17 protein-coding genes are annotated in these 18757 nt (G+C 61.4%); 9 read left to right on the forward strand and 8 right to left on the reverse strand.

Going from position 1 to position 18757, the window contains the following annotated elements; genetic code table 11:
- The first annotated feature begins 76 nt into the window (after nt 1-76).
- From odc2 to G9X68_RS29935, 4 genes are all read left to right on the forward strand, one after another.
- Nucleotides 77-1210: an ornithine/lysine decarboxylase gene (odc2, locus tag G9X68_RS29920; protein ID WP_025396064.1), complete on the forward strand. Its 1134-nt coding sequence runs from the start codon at nt 77-79 to the stop codon at nt 1208-1210.
- Between the two features lie 94 nt (nt 1211-1304).
- Complete coding sequence (locus G9X68_RS29925; protein ID WP_171605474.1) at nt 1305-1895, forward strand: GNAT family N-acetyltransferase; 591 nt, start codon at nt 1305-1307, stop codon at nt 1893-1895.
- A 256-nt stretch (nt 1896-2151) separates the two neighbouring features.
- Nucleotides 2152-3180, forward strand: a complete 1029-nt coding sequence (locus tag G9X68_RS29930; RefSeq protein ID WP_171605533.1) for a serine hydrolase domain-containing protein — start codon at nt 2152-2154, stop codon at nt 3178-3180.
- Nucleotides 3181-3334: 154 nt separating this feature from the next.
- Nucleotides 3335-4492 (forward strand): GGDEF domain-containing protein, encoded by a 1158-nt coding sequence (locus tag G9X68_RS29935; RefSeq protein WP_171605475.1) that lies wholly within the window; start codon nt 3335-3337, stop codon nt 4490-4492.
- 33 nt (nt 4493-4525) lie between these two features.
- On the opposite strand, the gene cysE is transcribed toward G9X68_RS29935, so the two are convergent.
- The 5 genes from cysE to G9X68_RS29960 all read right to left on the reverse strand — a co-directional run bounded on the left by cysE (nt 4526) and on the right by G9X68_RS29960 (nt 8971).
- The gene (gene cysE, locus G9X68_RS29940; protein WP_171605476.1) at nt 4526-5344 is read right to left on the reverse strand and encodes a serine O-acetyltransferase; all 819 of its coding nucleotides are present in this window, start codon (nt 5342-5344) and stop codon (nt 4526-4528) included.
- Between the two features lie 96 nt (nt 5345-5440).
- Complete coding sequence (locus G9X68_RS29945) at nt 5441-5938, reverse strand: GNAT family N-acetyltransferase (RefSeq protein WP_171605477.1); 498 nt, start codon at nt 5936-5938, stop codon at nt 5441-5443.
- Nucleotides 5939-5953: 15 nt separating this feature from the next.
- Complete coding sequence (locus G9X68_RS29950; protein WP_171605478.1) at nt 5954-6943, reverse strand: WD40 repeat domain-containing protein; 990 nt, start codon at nt 6941-6943, stop codon at nt 5954-5956.
- Nucleotides 6943-8034: a CobW family GTP-binding protein gene (locus tag G9X68_RS29955; protein WP_171605479.1), complete on the reverse strand. Its 1092-nt coding sequence runs from the start codon at nt 8032-8034 to the stop codon at nt 6943-6945. Before G9X68_RS29955 ends, G9X68_RS29950 begins: the two co-directional genes overlap by 1 nt.
- A 148-nt stretch (nt 8035-8182) precedes the next feature.
- On the reverse strand, nt 8183-8971 hold the full coding sequence (locus tag G9X68_RS29960; protein ID WP_171605480.1) for a creatininase family protein: 789 nt from the start codon (nt 8969-8971) through the stop codon (nt 8183-8185).
- A gap of 85 nt (nt 8972-9056) precedes the next feature.
- Between G9X68_RS29960 and G9X68_RS29965 the strand changes: the two genes are divergently transcribed.
- The 3 genes from G9X68_RS29965 (at nt 9057) to G9X68_RS29975 (ending at nt 11697) form a co-directional block, all read left to right on the forward strand.
- Complete coding sequence (locus G9X68_RS29965) at nt 9057-9569, forward strand: MarR family winged helix-turn-helix transcriptional regulator (RefSeq protein WP_025396056.1); 513 nt, start codon at nt 9057-9059, stop codon at nt 9567-9569.
- A 119-nt stretch (nt 9570-9688) separates the two neighbouring features.
- Nucleotides 9689-10711 carry a LacI family DNA-binding transcriptional regulator gene (locus G9X68_RS29970; protein ID WP_129418993.1) on the forward strand — a complete coding sequence of 341 codons (1023 nt, stop codon included), beginning with the start codon at nt 9689-9691 and terminating at the stop codon, nt 10709-10711.
- A gap of 29 nt (nt 10712-10740) precedes the next feature.
- Nucleotides 10741-11697: a 2-hydroxyacid dehydrogenase gene (locus G9X68_RS29975; protein WP_171605481.1), complete on the forward strand. Its 957-nt coding sequence runs from the start codon at nt 10741-10743 to the stop codon at nt 11695-11697.
- Between the two features lie 68 nt (nt 11698-11765).
- Here G9X68_RS29975 and G9X68_RS29980 read toward each other — a convergent pair whose 3' ends face one another.
- The gene (locus G9X68_RS29980; RefSeq protein ID WP_171605482.1) at nt 11766-12545 is read right to left on the reverse strand and encodes a gamma-glutamyl-gamma-aminobutyrate hydrolase family protein; all 780 of its coding nucleotides are present in this window, start codon (nt 12543-12545) and stop codon (nt 11766-11768) included.
- Between the two features lie 292 nt (nt 12546-12837).
- Between G9X68_RS29980 and G9X68_RS29985 the strand changes: the two genes are divergently transcribed.
- Complete coding sequence (locus G9X68_RS29985) at nt 12838-13944, forward strand: TRAP transporter substrate-binding protein (protein ID WP_171605483.1); 1107 nt, start codon at nt 12838-12840, stop codon at nt 13942-13944.
- 85 nt (nt 13945-14029) lie between these two features.
- Here the strand turns inward: G9X68_RS29985 and G9X68_RS29990 are convergent, their stop codons facing one another.
- Together G9X68_RS29990 and G9X68_RS29995 are read right to left on the reverse strand one after the other, a co-directional pair.
- Nucleotides 14030-15523, reverse strand: a complete 1494-nt coding sequence (locus tag G9X68_RS29990; RefSeq protein WP_171605484.1) for a TRAP transporter large permease — start codon at nt 15521-15523, stop codon at nt 14030-14032.
- A gap of 21 nt (nt 15524-15544) precedes the next feature.
- Nucleotides 15545-16084, reverse strand: coding sequence for a TRAP transporter small permease subunit (locus G9X68_RS29995; RefSeq protein WP_028742322.1), 540 nt, complete (start codon nt 16082-16084; stop codon nt 15545-15547).
- A gap of 329 nt (nt 16085-16413) precedes the next feature.
- Here G9X68_RS29995 and G9X68_RS30000 point away from each other — a divergent pair, with 329 nt between their 5' ends.
- A complete protein-coding gene (locus G9X68_RS30000) occupies nt 16414-18717 on the forward strand; it encodes a putative bifunctional diguanylate cyclase/phosphodiesterase (protein WP_171605485.1) in 2304 nt (767 codons plus the stop codon).
- The last annotated feature ends 40 nt before the right edge of the window (nt 18718-18757 follow it).

Here is an 18757-nt window from a genome sequence, read left to right on the forward strand (position 1 = left end):
GTTCCAATGCGAGCTATCGTATGCCCTTTGTCCTCCGGTTCATGCCGGAGCTCTGGAATTGGAAGAGGGAATCGATATGACCACCCAGCGCATCCGCGACTTTCTCGCAACCCGACGTCCCGACGGTCCCTGCCTCGTGGTTGACCTCGATGTCGTTCGCGACAATTTTCACGCCTTTCGTCACGCCATGCCGGACAGCGCCATCTACTACGCCGTCAAGGCCAACCCGGCTCCTGAAGTGCTGAAGCTGCTTGCAGGCCTCGGCTCCAATTTCGATTGCGCATCCGTTGCCGAAATCGAAATGGCGCTCGAAGCCGGTGCGACCGCCGCCCGCATCTCCTATGGCAACACGATCAAGAAGGAACGTGACGTTGCCCGCGCCCATGCGCTCGGCGTCAGCCTCTTTGCCGTCGATAGCCACGAGGAAGTCGAGAAGATTTCGCGCGCCGCTCCCGGCGCCCGTGTCTTCTGCCGCGTGCTGACCGATGGCGAAGGCGCCGAATGGCCGCTGTCGCGCAAGTTCGGCTGCGTTCCGCAGATGGCCGTCGACGTTCTCGTCTACGCCCATCAGCTTGGCCTGCAGTCCTATGGCGTCTCGTTCCATGTCGGTTCGCAGATGACTAAGGTCGATGCCTGGGATTCGGCGCTCGCCGATGCCAAGCGCGTCTTCGTATCACTTGCCAAGCAGGGCATCCACCTGCAGATGGTCAACATGGGCGGCGGCTTCCCGACCAAGTACCTGCGTGACGTCCCGTCCGCAGAAGCTTATGGCAAGTCGATCTACCAGGCGCTGCGCACGCATTTCGGCAATCAGATCCCGCAGACGATCATCGAGCCGGGCCGCGGCATGGTCGGCAATGCCGGTGTCATCAAGGCGGAAGTCGTTCTGATTTCGAAGAAGTCGGACAATGACGATGCCCGCTGGGTCTTCCTCGACATCGGCAAGTTCGGCGGTCTCGCCGAGACGATGGACGAAGCCATCCGCTATCCGATCCGCACGGAACACGACGGCGACGAGATGGAGCCCTGCGTCATTGCCGGTCCGACCTGCGATTCGGCCGACGTGCTCTACGAGAAGAACCTCTATCCGCTGCCGATCTCCCTTTCGATCGGCGACGAGGTCCTAATCGAAGGCACCGGCGCCTATACGACGACCTATTCGGCGGTCGCTTTCAACGGTTTCGACCCGTTGAAGTCCTACGTCATCTAAGGTCGTTTCCGCCGGCCCCGTAACCAGCCGGGGCGGCAACTTCACAATTTTCCTTCATCGCCGCTGATAACGGTATTGGGTACGGGAGGCCAAGATGGCCGCTGTTCTTGATTCTGTCCGCGCATTCTTTGCGCCTACCACTTTCGCCATCGACGCCGAAAATCCCTCGGATGTCGTTGCGCGTGAAAACCTGCTCGACCGCGTCATGGGTCCGGATCGCCGCAAGAAGTCGTCGGAGAAGATCCGCCGCAACCGCTTCCCGGCCGAGGGCCTTGCGCTCGTCGCGCGCGATCGCGACGGCCATGTCATCGGCTCGGTGCGGCTCTGGAACATCGAGGCCGGCGTCAATGACGAAGGCACGCCGATCAATGCGCTGCTGCTTGGACCGCTCGCCGTTGCGCCGCATTGCGGCGGCAAGGGCATCGGCTCGGCGCTGATGCGCGCGGCGATCCTCGAAGCGAAGAAGCGCGGGCACGGTGCCGTTTTGCTCGTCGGTGATGCTGCCTATTACGAGCGTTTCGGCTTCTTTGCCGAAAAGGCTCGCCATCTTGTCATGCCGGGTCCGTTCGAACGTTCGCGCTTTCTTGCGCTCGAGCTCACGGAAGGCTGGCTTGACGGCGCGGCCGGCATGATCGTGCCCTCGGGACGCATGCTGGCCAGCGCGCCGGTTCGCCGCGCTGCCTAGCGCATCGGCCTAAAAAGGCGCGCGGCGCTGTAAGGCTGCGCCGACCGGCCGGCCAGGTTGGGAATTCTTCCCCCGGCTGGTAATATCCGCGCCGTTTGATCACGCAGGCAGGCGGGCCTGGTGTGGTTGCGGCGCGGATTGTCTTTCTGGCGGGTGAAGCGGCGCGGTCGCTAGCTCCCGACACGCGGAAACACAATCGCGTGAAATGGGTCGCCGGCACGCGAACATATCGCAGCGATATCCTATTTTGCGTCGCATGATCCGCCTTCTTTCCCTTCTGCTGTTCTTCTGCCTGCCGCTTGCCGCAACGGGGCCGGCGACTGCTCAGAGCACGGCTTCCGGCGTCGGCGGGCTTGGTCCGCGTCTCGATCGCGCGGCGAGCGACCCCGCGATGAGGCCTCTCAAGACGGTGATTGTCGCTCGCGACGGACGCGTGCTCAGCGAACGTGGGTTCCATGGTCATTCGCCCTCGGAATCGACCAATATCAAATCCGCTTCGAAGTCGATCATTTCGGCGCTGGTCGGTATCGCCATCGACAAAGGCCTGCTCGAGGGGCCGGATCAGAAGATCGCGCCGATCCTGAAGGCCGATCTCCCTGTAACGCCCGATCCGCGTATCAACGACATCACGATCGGCAATCTTCTCTCCATGCAGGCCGGGCTTGATCGCATGTCGGGGGCGAACTACGGCCGCTGGGTCTCCTCGCGCAATTGGGTGCGTTTTGCGCTCTCGCAGCCCTTCGTCGATCAGCCCGGTGGGGAAATGCTCTATTCCACCGCCTCCACGCATCTGCTGTCGGCCATTCTCACCAGGGTCGGCCGGCGGTCGACGCTGGCGCTGGCGCGCGAATGGCTGGGTCCTGTCGAAGGTTTCCGCATTGGTGCATGGGAGCGCGATCCGCAGGGCATCTATCTCGGCGGCAATCAGATGGCGATGAGTGCGCGGTCCCTGCTTGCCTTCGGCGAACTCTATCGCAACGGCGGCAAGACTGCCGACGGCCGCCAGATCGTACCTGCCGACTGGATCTCCCAGTCATGGCAGCAGCGCACCAACTCGCGCTTCTCGGGCGATGAATATGGCTACGGCTGGTTCACGCGGCAGATCGGCGGCGAGCAGGTGCATTTCGCCTGGGGATATGGCGGGCAGATGCTCTATATCGTGCCGTCGCTCGATCTGACCGTCGTCATGACCTCGGAAGAGAGCGGTCCGTCTGCCCGAAGCGGCTACAGGGACTTGCTGCACGGTCTGTTGGCGGACATCATCGGCTCGGTGCGGGCCGCTTGACGACAGCGCCGTGCGTCTTTCACACGCGCCAAGGGTGCTGTAGGATTTGAATTATGCAGCAGGGAAAACCTGCGATCGTTAAATTCTTAGCGAAGGCTCCAATCAAACCGCAAAACGCTTCCTGTAAGTTCCGCGAGAATTTCGGGAAAGCGCCATGCTGCTGGATCTCAGGACAATCTATTTCATTGTTGCCGTGAGCTGTTTCGTGCTGGGCATTCTCCAGCTTGCAGCCTACGCGACGGGTCGCTTCGAGAGGTGGCCGTTGTGGTGGGGCTTGAGCAACCTTCTTGTCGGCGTCGGCTCGTTTCTCGTCGCGCTGCGTAATCTCGTTCCCTACTCCGTCTCGGTCGACGGCGGCAATATCGTCACCATCGCTGGCTACATGCTGATGTTCTTTGCCGTGCGCGTGTTTTCGGGACGAGCGCTCGACCAGCGCACTTTCTGGCTTGCCATCTTTCTCGTCAGCGTTCCTGTCGTCCTCATCGTCAGCGATCCATCGGCAGTCTCGGCAAGGCTCCTCTACGTCTCCGTCATCTGCTGCCTCTGCGATCTTGCCGTCGCAAGGGAGGCGATCAGCATTGTTCGGCGCGAGAGGCTTTATTCGGCAGCCTTGCTTGTCGGCCTCTACGCCTGCACTGCCGCGATCTTTGCGGTTCGCAGCATTCTCGCGGCGACCGGTGAGATCGGTGGGCCGGATCCTTTCGGCGGCAGTGCAATTCACAGCTGGATGGCGGTATCGGCGGTCGCGTTCATCATGCTGCGCAGCATGGCGATGGTGCTGATGGCCGCCGAGCGCAGCCGAAATCAGCTGACCGAACTCGCTCACCACGATCCGCTGACCGGCGCGCTCAATCGCGGCGGCCTTGCGCAGCGTCTGGCGGGTCTCGGTTCCCAGCCGGTATCGCTGCTGATCATCGATATCGACCATTTCAAGCAGCTGAACGACAGGCATGGGCATGCCGCCGGTGACGACATGCTGCGGCTTTTCGCCAGTGTTTCGAGCGGCATCATGCGCTCCGACGACCTGCTTGCCCGTCAAGGTGGGGATGAGTTCCTGGCGGTGCTGAAAAACGTTTCCCGGGAAGATGCCGTGGCCATTGCCGAGCGCATCCGTCTCGCCTTCGCCGCTGCCGTCATGCAGCAGCCGGATCTGGCCGTCTTTCCGACGCTGAGCATCGGCGTTGCCGCGCGTGCGGAAAGCGGCGGAGACTTTGAACGGCTGATGCAGAAGGCCGATGAGGCGCTCTATCGTTCGAAGCGCGAAGGCCGCAACCGGGTCGAAGTCTTTGGAGAAAATCAACAAGCTGCGTAGAAACGGGGCAAACTCGTCTATCTCAGAATGATCCTAGATATTCTGGTCCATCGTCTCGGCCGGGATTTCGTCGGCGCGGTGGACGCGCACGAGCGTTGCCGGCACGCCGGCGACCGTGCAATGCTCGGGGACCGGCTTCAGCACGACGCTGCCGGCCGCGACTTTGCTGAAGGCGCCGATTTCGATATTGCCGAGGATTTTGGCGCCCGCGCCGATCATCACGCCGTGGCGGATCTTCGGGTGGCGGTCGCCGGTCTCCTTGCCGGTGCCGCCGAGCGTGACGTTCTGCAGGATCGACACTTCATCCTCAATGACAGCCGTTTCGCCGATGACGATGCCCGAACCGTGGTCGAGCATGATGGACGCGCCGATCCGGGCCGCCGGATGGATATCCGGGCCGAAGACCAGCGAAACGAGATTGGCGAGCCAGCTGGCGATCTCAGGGCGGTTGGCGATCCAGAGCGCATGGGCGATGCGATGCGTCTCAAGCGCATGAAAGCCCTTGAGATTGAGAAGTGCGTGCAGAAATGTCGTGCAGGCCGGATCGCGCTCGCGCACGGCGATGAGATCGGCCTCGACCTTCCGCATGATATCGTCATCAAGTGTGGACAGGATGAGATCGAAGAGATCACCCGTTTCCACCTGCGCTACGGAGAGCCGCGCGGCCAGCACGTGGGCGATGATCTCATCGTTGCCGGCAGTGTCCGTTACCTGAGCGGCAAGCAGCTGCCGCAATATCGGCTCGCGTGCGGCAAGCTCGGCCGCCTCGGTGCGGATCACGGCCCAAACGGATGCGTCGCCCAAAGGCTGCGGCTGTTGCTCGGCCAAACCGAGGCCGGTCGATTTCGACATTTCCGTTTCCTCTGTCAGCCAACGCAGCGAAAAGCGCTTCCTGCTCGTGGCTCATGTTTCGCCTGGGCATGGCATTTGGCAAGCCCTGAGCATATTCTAGCCGCCAGACGGTTGCGGGCGAAGTGTCAGCTCCGGAAGCCGGCGCCAATGATAGAGCACATCAGGCTCCCGTTCTTCGTTGTCGGCGCCATCGGTCTCCTCCTCGGCGATAAAACCGTGCTGTTCGTAGAAGCTGCGAGCGCCCGTATTACGCTGAAACGTCCAGAGCCTGATCTCGTTCATCTCCTCCTTGGCGCAGCCGAGGAGTGCAGAGCCGATGCCCATGCCCTGGAAACCGGGGAGAACGTAAAGCTGCTCTATCCAGTTGTCGCCATAGGCGATGACGCCGACCAGCCGGTTGCCCATGGGAGCGCCAAGGATGGTGCAGTTCGGCAGCAGATGCATGCGCCAGTACTGCTCCTCTTCCTCGGGCGTATGCACATCCGGCAGCCAGGGCAGCCTTTGCCACAGGGCGACACGTCTGATTCCGGCCGCGGCTTGCATGTGATCGGCGGTGAGCGCCATGATTTCGGGTTTCGTCATGGCGTCGTCCATTGCCGGCAATGGGTCTCAAGCCGAAATATCGATGACGCCGCAATCGCCGGCTTCTGAGGCGAAGGCGAGCAGCTTGCCGTTTTTGCTCCAGCTCATCGCCGTGATCGCACCCTTGCCGGGTCGGCGCAGCAACGCCTCCTTGCTGTCGGCGATGCGCACGGCCAGGATCATGCCGTCGATGAAGCCGATGGCGAGGATGTCCTCGAGCGGATGGAATTTCACCGCGGTTGCCATGATATTGGCGCGGGTGCCGAGCTCCAGCGGCGCCTTGCCCATCGGCCCATCCTTGCCCTGGAAGGGCCAGACGATTGCCGCGGGCGCGCCTGAAGACGCGAGCCACTTGCCCTTGACCGACCAGGAGAGCGATTTCACCTTGGAGGGGTAGCCGGTCATGCGCATGTGGCGGGCTTCGGTGCCGGGCTTGATATCGAGCTTCCAGCCGTGCAATGCGTTTTCCTGCATCGAGGTGACGAGGAAATTACCATCAGGCGAGAAGGTGACGCCGGTATGCGCACCCTTCCATTCCAGATCGATCGGCTTGGTATTCATGCCGATCCAGTGCAGCGACACGCCGTTATAGCGCGCGGCCGCGATGCGCAGGCCTTTCGGCGCAAAAGCAAGGCCTTCGACCGTGCGCTCTTCGGGGAATTCCTTGGTCGTGCCGTCGGCAAGGCGCACGAGCGAACTCTTGCCGTAGGAATAGGCAACGGCGCCCTGCGGGCCGGCTGCCACCTGCGAAATCCACTTGCGCGGCGCGGCCGCGATCTCGCTGACGCTGCCGTCGGCGGCAATGCGCAGCACCTTGCCGTCCTCGCCGCCCGAAATCAGGCTCTCGCTGTAGGGATCGCGGATGGCGGTGAGCATGCCCTGATGGGCTTCGGAAACCCTGTCGCCGCCGTCCAGCCGGTGGAATGTACCGTTTGCGCTTGCGAAGAAGGGAACATCACCTAAAAATTCGACGGCCAGAACGTGGCCGTCGAGATCAAGCGGTGCAACTGTCGGCATCAGGCGGCTGCCTCGCAGGCCTTGAAGGAGGTTTCGAGCTTCTCGCGGTCGAGTTCGCGGCCGATGAAGACGAGACGGCTCTCATGCTTTTCGCCTTCCTTCCACGGCCGCTGATGATCGCCCTCGATGATCATGTGCACACCCTGAACGACGTAACGCGCGGGATCGTCCTTGAAGGCGATGATGCCCTTGAGACGCAGAATATTCGGCCCCTGCGTCTGGGTGATCTTCTGGATCCAGGGGAAGAAGCGCTCCGGGTTCATCTGGCCGCCGCGCAGCGACACCGACTGCACCGTCACATCGTGGATCGCCGACATCGCGCCATGATGATGGGCGCCATGGTGGTGATCGTGGTGATGATCATGACCATGGTCATGATGGTGGTGGTCATGATCGCAATCGGGGCCGCAGACATGGTCGTCATGGCCGTGCTCGAGAAAATGCGGGTCGTTTTCGAGCGCGCGCTCCAGGTTGAAGGCGCCCTGATCAAGCACGCGGGCGAGGTCGACGCCGGAGCGGCTGGTTTTGTAGACGCGGGCGGCCGGGTTGATGGCGCGGACGATATCCTCGATCACATCAAGTTCTTCCGGGGTCACCAGGTCGCTCTTGTTGATGATGACGACGTCGGCGAAGGCGATCTGGTCTTCGGCCTCGCGGCTGTCCTTCAGGCGCAGCGGCAGGTGCTTGGCATCGACGAGGGCGACGACGGCGTCGAGCTCGGTCTTGGCGCGCACATCGTCATCCATGAAGAAGGTCTGGGCGACCGGCACCGGGTCGGCAAGGCCGGTCGTTTCGACGATTATGCCGTCAAAGCGGCCGGGGCGGCGCATCAGGCCCTCGACGACGCGGATCAGGTCGCCGCGCACCGTGCAACAGACGCAGCCATTGTTCATCTCGTAGATTTCCTCGTCCGACTCGACGATCAGGTCGTTATCGATGCCGATTTCGCCGAATTCATTGACGATGACCGCATATTTCTTGCCGTGATTTTCGGAGAGGATGCGGTTGAGCAATGTCGTCTTGCCGGCACCGAGATAACCGGTGAGCACGGTAACGGGAATAGGCTTCTGGGTGGAGATCGCGTCGGTCATGAGAACCTCTAGGATTAGGCGTGCGGCCGAGCGGCTTGGGATCGGCTGCTTGAACGGTTGGTCTCATATAATGGCTTGAGCGTGGCAGTTCAAAGGGTTTTATAATGTTATAAGATCACATCGTCTGGCCGGTGCAGATGACCCATATTCACCTGAGTTGCGCGACATCGAATGCATCGACATCGCTCAGCAATTCCACCAGTCCTTTTACCGCATGGGCAATCAGCGCCTCGCCTTTCTCTGCCGTGGCAGCTGCGGCATTGCCCGCCACGCCTTCGGCATTGAGGTCCGACATCTTCCAGCCGAAGGCGTGTGGCCCGTAGGCGCGCAGATGTTTGAAACGCTCAGCGAATTCCGTCTGTCGCGAGGAAAACTCCGCCGCCTTCGCCATATCCACCTTATCGGGATGAAGCGCCAGCATCACCGAGGTCTCGATATCGCCGCCATGGATGCCGATCGCCTTTTCCTCCGGCGTGACCACGCCATCCGGCGCGCCGAAACGGGTCCAGCTGGTCGCCACCGCCAGCATGGCAAAGCGGACCCGCGCCTCGGTCGCAACGATTGATATGACGGGCGAATTGCCGCCATGGGCGTTCAGCATCACGAATTTGCGGATGCCCTGCTTTGCCAGCCCCTCGGCGATGCCGAGCCAGCGGTTTACCGCTTCGTCGAAGGCAAGCGTCTTCGTTCCTTCAACATCCATATGCTCTATGGAATAGCCGACAGATTCGGCGGGCAGGAAGGTGACCGGCAGCTCGGCGGGCAAGGCTATTTTCAATCGCCCGGCGATGCCTTCGGCAATCAGGGTGTCGGTTTCGAAGGGCAGGTGAGGGCCATGCTGTTCGTGGGCGCCGAGCGGCAGCACGGCGATCAGATGGCGCCCGTCAGGTGCAAAGGCCGGGTTGCTGTCCTCGAAGCGCGGCGAAGGCGTCATCATCCGGTCGTTGCCTCTTGTTTATGACGAGATCCTGAGCAATGTCATATCGCAGCGGCGTCGGGGCTTAAAGATCAAAGGGATGGCTATGGGAAAGAAGCACAAGGACGGCAAAAAGAACAAGTCCAAGAAGAAGGACCAGACCGAGTATACGCTCGTCGATCTCTCTCCGGCGCTCACCCAGGCGGCGCGTTCCATGCGGACGGTGCTTTCGCGCAACCTGCTCGAAAGCGGCCTCTATGCTGGCCAGGACGGCGTCATTCTCTCGCTTGCCGAGAGCGACGGCATGACGGCTGGTGGTCTTGCCCAGAAGCTTGGGGTCAAGGCGCCGACAATGACGCGCACGATCGGCCGCATGGAGGCGCAGGGCTTTCTCGAGCGCAAGCCCGATGCCGAGGATGCGCGCCTCACCAAGGTCTATCTCACCGAACTCGGCCGCGGCAGCGTTCAGGGGATCGAGATGGCGGCCTCGGCCTGCGACAGGCTGGCGACGCAGGAGTTCTCCGAGAAGGAAATTCGCAATCTCGTCCGCCTGCTGAAGGCGATCGATGCCAATCTGCAGGCCGAAGCCATTCATATCGAAGAACCGGACGAAGACTGAAATTTCCCTGAAAGACGAATTGCTTCCACCGATTAAATCTTTTAATTAAACATTTTAAGGGCCGCGCCGGTTTCCTGGCGGGGTCTTGACTGTCTTGCGTGCTGCCTGGAGGAGGACACGTGGTCCAGAAGATCAAGCTTTCGACAATCGCCGAAACGCTCGGCATTTCAACGGCGACCGTATCGCTTGCCTTACGCGACAGTCCGCTCGTCGCCGGCAACACCCGGGAGAAGATCAAGGAACAGGCGCGCGCGCTCGGCTATATCTACAATCGCCGCGCCGCCAGCCTTCGGACCTCGCGCTCCGGCATCATCGGCGTCGTCGTGCACGACATCATGAACCCCTTCTACGGCGAGATCCTGAAAGCGATCGAAAGCGAGCTCGACCGCAGCCGCCACACCTTCATTCTTTCCAACCATTACGATAATGTCGAAAAGCAGCGCACCTTCATCGAAACGCTGCTGCAGCTCGGCGGCGACGGCGTCATCATGTCGCCGGCGATCGGTACGCCGCCGGAAGATGTGCAACTGGCGGAAGACAACGGTATGCCGGCGATCCTGGTCGCGCGCTCGATGGATGGGCAGGACCTGCCGACCTATCGCGGCGACGACAGCTACGGCATCTCGCTTGCCACCAACCACCTGATCGGTCTCGGTCATCGCTCGATCGCCATGATCGGCGGCACCGACCAGACATCCACCGGCCGCGATCGCTACCAGGGATATGTCAATTCGCTGCGCAAGGCCGGCATCGAGGTCGATCCGAACCTGCGCATTCCCGGTCCGCGCTCGAAACAGGGCGGTTTCGAGGCTGCAGTGCATTTCCTTTCGCTGCCGCAGAAGCCGACCGCAGCCGTTTGCTGGAACGATCTCGTGGCGATCGGCCTGATGAACGGCATTGCGCGCGCCGGCCTGGTGCCGGGACGCGATATTTCCGTCACCGGCTACGACGATCTCGAGGAGGCGTCGATCGCTACGCCTGCGCTAACGACCGTCTGGAACGGTCAGGCCGAGGTCGGGCGCCTGGCCGCCCGAGCGCTGCTCGATCGCCTGGCCGGCAGCCATGAGCCTGACGGCATGCATCTGATCAAGCCGGAAATGCGCATTCGCCAGTCCACCAGTCCCCATCGGCCGCGCGCCTGAACCACGACCGCCATCCAAGAGGAAAAGCCATGTCCCGCATCGCCATTCTCGTTCCTGGGAAGATACACGAGCGTGTTCTCGAAAGGTTGAAGGATCGTTTTGAGATTATCGCCGTTCCGCGCGAGGAGAAGCTTGCGCTCGACGGCGAGATTGCCGGCCGCATCCGCGGCGTCGCCGTGTCCGGTTCCTTCCCGGGCGCCTGGATGGACCAGCTTCCGCATGCCGAAGTGATCGCCAATTTCGGTGTCGGTTATGACGGTATCGATGTGAAACATGCTGCCGAAAAAGGCATTGTCATCACCAATACGCCGGAGGTACTGAACGATGAGGTCGCCGACACGGCGATCGGCCTGCTGCTGAACACGGTCCGCGAGTTGCCGCGGGCCGAAGCCTGGCTGCGTGCCGGCAACTGGAAGCCGGGCACGGCCTATCCGCTGTCGCGCTTCTCGCTCAAGGGCCGCCATGTCGGGCTTTACGGCCTTGGCCGCATCGGGCTCGAAATCGCCAAGCGGCTAGAGCCGTTCAAGGTGAAGATCAGTTATCACACGCGTTCGCGCCATGCCGATGTATCCTACGATTATTACCCGACGCTGAAGCGGCTGGCGAATGCTGTGGATACGCTGATCGCCATCGTTCCGAAGACGCCGCAGACCCACAAGACGATCGATGCCGATATTCTGGCAGCACTCGGCCCTGACGGCATTCTCGTCAATGTCGGCCGCGGCTGGACGGTGGACGAGGAGGCGTTGAGTGCCGCACTTGCTTCCGGCGCGCTCGGGGCTGCCGGTCTCGACGTCTTCTATGAAGAGCCGACCGTGCCGGCCGGCCTGCTGGAACCGTCCAATGCCGTGCTGCTGCCGCACGTCGCCTCCGCGTCCGTGCCGACACGCAATGCGATGGCCGATCTCGTTGCCGACAATCTCATCGCCTGGTTCGAGAAGGGTGCGGCTTTGACGCCGGTGCCGGAGACGCCGCAGAAGGCTTAGGCGCGGGTCGGCTCGGCGGACAATGCTTGCTGCCAAGCACAGACATAGCGCTTCGCCGGCGCCTGGAGTCAGGCGATCGCCTGCGAGGGGATGACCGGCAGCTTGGCCGCGGCATAGCTGCGGACGGCGTCGCCGAAAGCGGCGAACAGCTGGTTCGAAGACTTGTCGGTTTCAGCCCAATATTCCGGATGCCATTGCACGCCGACGGCAAAGGCCTTGGCGTCAACGACGGAAACGGCCTCCACCGTGCCGTCCTCGGCGATCGCTTCAACCTGCAGGCGTGGGGCGGTCCTGGCGATTGCCTGGCGATGCAGGGAATTCACGCGGATCTCGCCCGGACCGAGAATGCCGGCGATGCAGGAGCCTTCCTTGACGTGGACGGTCTGGCGAATGGCGTACATGCCGTCCCGATCGACGCCTTCCGGCCGGCGGTGGTCCCAGATGCCGGGTTGCTCCTGGATCTCGCTTGCCAGCGAGCCGCCGAGGGCGACGTTCAGCTCCTGGATGCCGCGGCAAATAGCAAGCAGCGGGATGGCGCGGTCGATGGCGCGGCGGATGAGCGGCAGGCTGGTGGCGTCGCGGGCGGGGTCGAAGGGCCCGTCCTTGTCATTCACCTCGGTGCCGTAGAGCGAGGGGTGCACATTGCTGGCCGAGCCGGACACCAGCAGGCCGTCGACGCGGTCGAGGATCGCATCGGTATCGTAGCCTTCCTCGAAGGCGGGGATGATGAAGGCCATGACCCCGGCCGCATTCAATGCGGCACGCAGATATTGATGCTGTACGGCATGCCAGGTCGCGCCGTCGAAGCTGCGGATATCGGCAGGAATGGCAACGATCGGTTTCGTCATATCAGCCCCGGTGAAATCTTTGTGCTTGCCGTTTCTGCCGCCAGAACGGCCGTCAAGTCAACGCTTGGCTGCGTGAGGTGGCCAAATTGCGGCGGAAGCGGTGCCGAGGTTCTCCGGTTTCCGGCTAAGCCGCTGATTTTGATGGGCGCCTACGGGCTGCCTTATTGCCGTCTTGATGCCAAAGGCTAATAGACTAAAGCTTGAATCGCGGCCCCGGCCATGCTTAGGTTTGCCCTTGCTGCGGGTAGGGGTGAAGATCGCCGCGCAGCACCATCTATACGGGAGGTTTTTGATGGATCGTCGTTCGTTTTTCAAGAAGGCGGGGACCGCCGGCGCCGGAGCGGTTGCCGCAACGGCATTGGCGGCGCCTGCGATCGCGCAGGAGAATCCGAAGATCGCATGGCGCATGACGTCGTCGTTTCCGAAGAGCCTGGACACGATCTATGGCGGCGCCGAGGATATCGCCAAGCATGTTGCCGCCGCCACCGACGGCAATTTCACGATTCAGCCTTTTGCAGCCGGTGAAATCGTACCCGGCCTGCAGGCCGTCGATGCGGTGGCCGCCGGCACGGTCGAGGCAGCGCATACCACCTCCTATTATTTTGTCGGCAAGGATCCAGCCTATGCCTTCGGAACGGCTACTCCGTTCGGACTGAACAGCCGCCTGACCAATGCCTGGTTCTACGAGGGCAATGGCAACAAACTGATGAACGAGTTCTACGCCACGCAGGGCATGTATGCCCTGCCGGCCGGCAATACAGGCGCCCAGATGGGTGGCTGGTTCCGCAAGGAAATCAATACGCTCGATGACCTCAAGGGCGTCAAGATGCGCATTGCCGGCCTTGCCGGCCGCGTCATGGAAAAGGTCGGCGTCATCCCGCAGCAGATCGCCGGCGGCGACATCTATCCGGCGTTGGAAAAAGGCACGATCGATGCGGCCGAATTCGTCGGCCCTTATGACGACCTGAAGCTCGGCTTCCACAAGGTGGCGAAATACTATTATTATCCCGGTTGGTGGGAAGGCGGCCCGACGGTGCATGCCTTCTTCAATCTCGAAAAGTGGAGCACTCTGCCGAAGCACTACCAAGCAGCGCTCACCGACGCCTGTGCCTTCGCCAACACCAACATGCTGGCGAAATACGATACGAAGAACCCGACCGCGCTGAAGCAGCTCGTCGCGGAGGGCGCGACGTTGCGGCCGTTCAGCCAGGAGATCATGGAAGCCTGCTTCCAGGCAGCCGCGGGCATCTACAGCGAAATCTCGGGCACGAACCAGTATTTCAAGAAGATCTACGACGATCAAACCGCCTTCAAGCGGGACGCCTATCTCTGGATGCAGCTGTCGGAATACACCTTCGATACGTTCATGATGATCCAGCAGCGGGCCGGGAAGCTTTAAGTTCTCCGCCGGCAGCTCGGCGCGCCTTAGTCGAACGCAATAGAAAAACCCCGGATCTCTGTCCGGGGTTTTGCTTTTTGTTGGACTATTTGGCCGGCGGTGGCGGTGCTCCCGGCAGGCCATTCAGCGGCGGCAGGGTCAGGCCGGGGATCTGCGGTGAGCCGTTGTTGCCGCCGCCCATTGGTGGCAGGCCGAGCTGGCCGCCGAAGCCCGGGATTTCGATCTTGATCGAGTTGGGGTCGACCTTCGGGCCGTGATCCAGCCAATAGGTGACCGATTGCGGCCAGAAGATCACGATCGCCACCAAGATCAGCTGCATACCGACCCAGGGGAGAGCGCCCATGTAGATATCCGAGGTCTTGACGTCCTTGCTGGCGATCGAGCGCAGGTAGAAGAGTGCGAAGCCGAAAGGCGGATGCATGAAGCTGGTCTGCATGTTGACGCAGATCAGGACGCCGAACCAGATCAGGTCGATGCCGAGACCGGAGGCGACGGGGGCCAGCATCGGGATGACGATGAAGGCGATCTCGAAGAAATCGAGGAAGAAGGCGAGCACGAAGATGAAGATGTTGACGAAGATCAGGAAACCGACCGGCCCGCCGGGAATGCCCGACAGCATGTGCTCGATCCAGCGCGAGCCGTCCATGCCCTGGAAGACCAGGCTGAAACAGGTGGAGCCGATCAGAATCATCACAACCATGGATGTGATGTGCGTGGTCGATGCCATGGCTTCGCGGATCAGCGGCCAGGTGAGGCGGCGATTCATGGCGGCAAGCACAATGGCGCCGACGACGCCGAGCGCGCCTGCTTCCGTCGGCGTTGCAAGGCCCATGAAGATCGTGCCGAGCACCAAGAAGATCAGCACGATCGAAGGGACCATGCCCATCAGCACCTTCATCAGCAGTGCCCAGTTGAAATCGCCGCGCACCTCTTTCGGCAGCGGCGGCATCGATTTCGGCCGGATAATTGACATCACCAGGATGAAGAGCACGAAGATCGTCACCTGCAGGATCGAGGGGCCGATCGCGCCGAGATACATGTCACCGACCGACCTGCCGAGCTGATCGGCGAGAACGACGAGCACGAGCGAGGGCGGGATCACCTGGGTGATCGTGCCCGAGGCGGCGATGACGCCGGTGGCAAGGCGCGGATTGTAACCGTAGCGCAGCATGATCGGCAGCGAGATCACCCCCATGGTGATGACGGAGGCCGCCACCGTGCCGGTGATTGCGCCGAGCACGGCGCCGACGAGGATGACGGCATAGGCGAGGCCGCCTGGTATGCCACCGAAGAGTTTGCCTGTGCCTTCGAGCAGGTCCTCTGCCAGCCCGCAACGCTCCAGCACCGCGCCCATGAAGGTGAAGAAGGGGATGGCGAGCAGGAGGTCGTTGGAAAGGATGCCGAAGAAGCGCGGCGGCAGCGCTTGTAACCAGACCGCGCCGAAATGGCCGGTGACGATGCCGATAATGCCGAAGAACAGGCCGACGGCGGCGAGCGAAAAGGCGACCGGAAAGCCGTAGAGCATGAAGATGACCATGCCCAGAAACATGGCCGGCGGGATGATGCCGAAATCAAACAAGTCCGTTTCTCCCAGCCCGCCCTACTGCAGCGGTTTTTCGTATTTCGTATCGATGCTGATATGGCCGGTAACGGCTGCAATCCGCTTGATCAGTTCGGAAACGCCCTGAAGGGAAAGCAACGCGAAGCCGGCGACGAGGATCAGCTTGACGGGCCAGCGGATCAGCCCGCCGGCGTTGCCCGATATTTCCCCTTGCCGGTAGGACAGTGCGAAGAAGGGCCAGCAGACCCAGGTGAGGAAGACGCAGACGGGGAGGAGGAAGAGGATGAGGCCGACAATGTCGATCCAGATCTTCGCCCTGTCGGAAACCGAACCATAGATCAGATCGACGCGCACATGTTCATTGTTGCGCAGCGCATGCGAGGCGCCGAGCATGACGACGAAGGCGAAGAGATACCACTGGATCTCCAGCCAGCCGTTCGAACTGTAGTTGAAGGCATAACGGACGATGGCGTTACCGGCGCTGATCAGGCAGCAGAACAGCACCATATATTCGGAAAGTTTGCCCATGAACTGACTGATCGAATCGATCAGCCGGCTTGCGGCCAGAAGTACCGACATTCGCCTCCCCTTATTCTTGTCCCGCCGGCTTTCCGGCAGCTTTTCCCTGTTGCAATCGATGTAGACCACGGTCTTTGAAATTGGAAGGATAAATGCCTTGCGTTGGAGTATAGTCGTAGGTGCGCAGGTCAGACCACATGGCTGTCGAATATTTCAACAACCCAGGCGTGGATAAATTATTTCGGTAATCTCGCCGGTAGGCTGCATTAACTCGCGAAGGCTGTGCGGTTCATCCTGTGGTTTTAGAAAATTTGACCAAATGTTTGATTCCATTGAAATCAATTTTTAAAGGGTTGGGCCTAGAATTCCCGCGCACAGGGAAAGTGTGGATGAAGCCAAATAACCCGAACAGGGTCCCTATAGATGTGTATCTGTCGTTTGTGAGTTCCCTTTCCGGGAACCGCATGACGCTTCTTGTTGGCGTGATCGTGCATGTGGCGACGTGCCTTGCAGTGGCTGCCAAGACGCAGTACTCCATCTACATCCTGCTGTCGGTAGCCTTCCTGCTGGTCTTCAGCGGTCGCATGGCCATCTTCCGGCAGTTCGATCGTGTCGACAAGCAGAGCCTGTCGCGCGCCGGAATCGAGCGTTGGGAGCGGATTCTCGTTGCCAGTGGAGCCTGCACCACGGCGCTCCTCGGCATTGCCAGCGGCTACGCCATCTTCGTCGTGCGCGATTCCTTTGCGGAGCTTGCCTGCATTTCCGTCACCATGGCAACCATGGTTTCCGTCGTCGGCCGCAACTACGGCTCGCGCTTCGCAGTCGACCTCCAGACGTTCTTCTGCTGCCTGCCGATGATCGTCTGCAGCCTGCTGGTGCTAGATTTCTATCGCGGCGTGCTGTCGATCCTCCTCATTCCTTTCTGGCTGACGACGCGGGCCATGGCGAACGGCGTGCGCGAGTTCCTCTATGAGAACGTCATTGCGCGCCGGGAAATCACCATCATCGCCGACCGGTTCGATACGGCACTCAACAACATGCCGCACGGCCTGGTCATGGTCGATGCCGAAAACCGCATCCAGGTCGTCAATCGCAAGGCCTGCGAGCTGCTGAAGATCGGTGCGCCGGAGCGGCTGAAGGATCGCGATCTCGGCGCGGTGCTACGCTACGGCGCGCGGTACAGCTTTATGGATGCCTCGCAGCCGGAGCTCATTCTGCGCCAGCTCACCCAGGTGGCAGAAGGTAACCTGTCGCGCACGCTCATTCATTTTCCCGAGAGCCTGTCGCTCGAATTCTCCGCCAGCCGCAGGGCCGACGGCGGCGCCGTGCTGATCTTCGAGGACGTGTCGAGCCGGGTGAAGGCGGAGCAGAAGATCCTGCACATGGTGCGCTTCGATGCGCTGACCGGCCTGCCCAACCGGGAATATTTCGGCCAGTTGGTGCAGGAGTATTTTGCCAAGTATCCGAAGAAGAACGGACCGCTCGGCTTCATGGTGCTCGATATCGACGAGTTCAAACATGTCAACGACATGCGCGGCCATGTGACCGGCGACCATCTGCTCTGCGCTATCGCCGCCCGCATCAAACAGGCTTCCGGCAATGCCATCCTCGGCAGGCTGATGGGCGATCAGTTCATCCTGTTCTTCCCGCGTGCGAAGGAGCAGGCCTCGCTCGACCGCGAAATCCGCCGCGTTCACGCTGCGATACAAGGCCACTACGAGGTCGACGAAGTGACTTTTCTCGTTTCGCTCAGCGCCGGTTATGCGATTCTCGAAAGCGACGCGTTCGCGATGGACGAATGGAGCGTCAAGGCGGATCTTGCCCTGTTCGAAAGCAAGTCGCGCTTCAAGGGCGGCATTTCCGGCTTCGAGCGGGAGATGGACGGCCGCTATATCGAGCAGCAGAAGCTGAAGGCGGATCTGCGCGACGCGGTCTCGGCGAAGGCGCTGCATCTCGTCTTCCAGCCGATGTTCCGGGCCGACGGCTCGCGGATCGAATGTGCCGAGGCCTTGGCGCGTTGGGTGCATCCGGAGAGGGGCTCGATCCCGCCCGACGTCTTCATCCGGCTCGCCGAAGATATGGGCATCATCTCCGACATCACCCGCTTCGTGCTGTTCAAGGCCTGCAGCGAATGCATGACCTGGCCGGAACATATCGCCGTCTCGGTCAACCTCTCGGCGCGGGATCTGCGCGATGCCGATATTCTCTCGGTGGTCGCCGAAGCGCTTGCCCATTCCGGCCTCGATGCGGCGCGGCTGCATCTCGAAGTCACCGAAAGCTGCCTGATCGACGAGCCGGCGGCGGTGCGCGCCATCCTGGCGGAGCTCAGGTCCCGCGGCATCACCATTGCCATCGACGATTTCGGCACCGGTTTCTCCAGCCTCAGCTATCTCGACACGCTGCCGCTCGATATCGTCAAGATCGATCGCTCCTTCGTGCGCAACATCGTCGAGGATACCCGCCGCCTCAAGCTCTTGCGCGGTACGGTCCATCTCGCTCGGGAACTCGGCCTGAAGATCGTCATCGAAGGCGTAGAGACCGAGGAGCAGCTGGCCCTGCTCAACAAGCACCGCAGCGCCGATCTGGTACAGGGCTATGTTTTCTCGCAACCGGTGCCTTCCCAGAACATCAGGCTGCTGCAAGAGGGAATCGGCCGCCGCACCGTCCCGCGCCGTCGCAACAAGGTCGCCTAAGCCGCCTGCAAGTGACTGGTTATCCAGTCGAAAATCTTGC

Origin of the sequence: Rhizobium changzhiense (genome assembly GCF_013087625.1) — a bacterium.
In the GTDB taxonomy this organism is placed as follows: Bacteria; Pseudomonadota; Alphaproteobacteria; order Rhizobiales; family Rhizobiaceae; genus Rhizobium; species Rhizobium sophorae.

Coding starts and splice junctions, on each gene's coding strand:
- odc2 (WP_025396064.1), top strand. CDS start 77: ATGACCACCCAGCGCATCCGCGACTTTCTCGCAACCCGACGTCCCGAC.
- G9X68_RS29960 (WP_171605480.1), bottom strand. CDS start 8,971: ATGATGACGCCTTCGCCGCGCTTCGAGGACAGCAACCCGGCCTTTGCA.
- G9X68_RS29935 (WP_171605475.1), top strand. CDS start 3,335: ATGCTGCTGGATCTCAGGACAATCTATTTCATTGTTGCCGTGAGCTGT.
- G9X68_RS29955 (WP_171605479.1), bottom strand. CDS start 8,034: ATGACCGACGCGATCTCCACCCAGAAGCCTATTCCCGTTACCGTGCTC.
- G9X68_RS29945 (WP_171605477.1), bottom strand. CDS start 5,938: ATGGACGACGCCATGACGAAACCCGAAATCATGGCGCTCACCGCCGAT.
- G9X68_RS29950 (WP_171605478.1), bottom strand. CDS start 6,943: ATGCCGACAGTTGCACCGCTTGATCTCGACGGCCACGTTCTGGCCGTC.
- G9X68_RS29980 (WP_171605482.1), bottom strand. CDS start 12,545: ATGACGAAACCGATCGTTGCCATTCCTGCCGATATCCGCAGCTTCGAC.
- G9X68_RS29995 (WP_028742322.1), bottom strand. CDS start 16,084: ATGTCGGTACTTCTGGCCGCAAGCCGGCTGATCGATTCGATCAGTCAG.
- cysE (WP_171605476.1), bottom strand. CDS start 5,344: ATGTCGAAATCGACCGGCCTCGGTTTGGCCGAGCAACAGCCGCAGCCT.
- G9X68_RS29925 (WP_171605474.1), top strand. CDS start 1,305: ATGGCCGCTGTTCTTGATTCTGTCCGCGCATTCTTTGCGCCTACCACT.
- G9X68_RS30000 (WP_171605485.1), top strand. CDS start 16,414: ATGAAGCCAAATAACCCGAACAGGGTCCCTATAGATGTGTATCTGTCG.
- G9X68_RS29930 (WP_171605533.1), top strand. CDS start 2,152: ATGATCCGCCTTCTTTCCCTTCTGCTGTTCTTCTGCCTGCCGCTTGCC.
- G9X68_RS29975 (WP_171605481.1), top strand. CDS start 10,741: ATGTCCCGCATCGCCATTCTCGTTCCTGGGAAGATACACGAGCGTGTT.
- G9X68_RS29985 (WP_171605483.1), top strand. CDS start 12,838: ATGGATCGTCGTTCGTTTTTCAAGAAGGCGGGGACCGCCGGCGCCGGA.
- G9X68_RS29965 (WP_025396056.1), top strand. CDS start 9,057: ATGGGAAAGAAGCACAAGGACGGCAAAAAGAACAAGTCCAAGAAGAAG.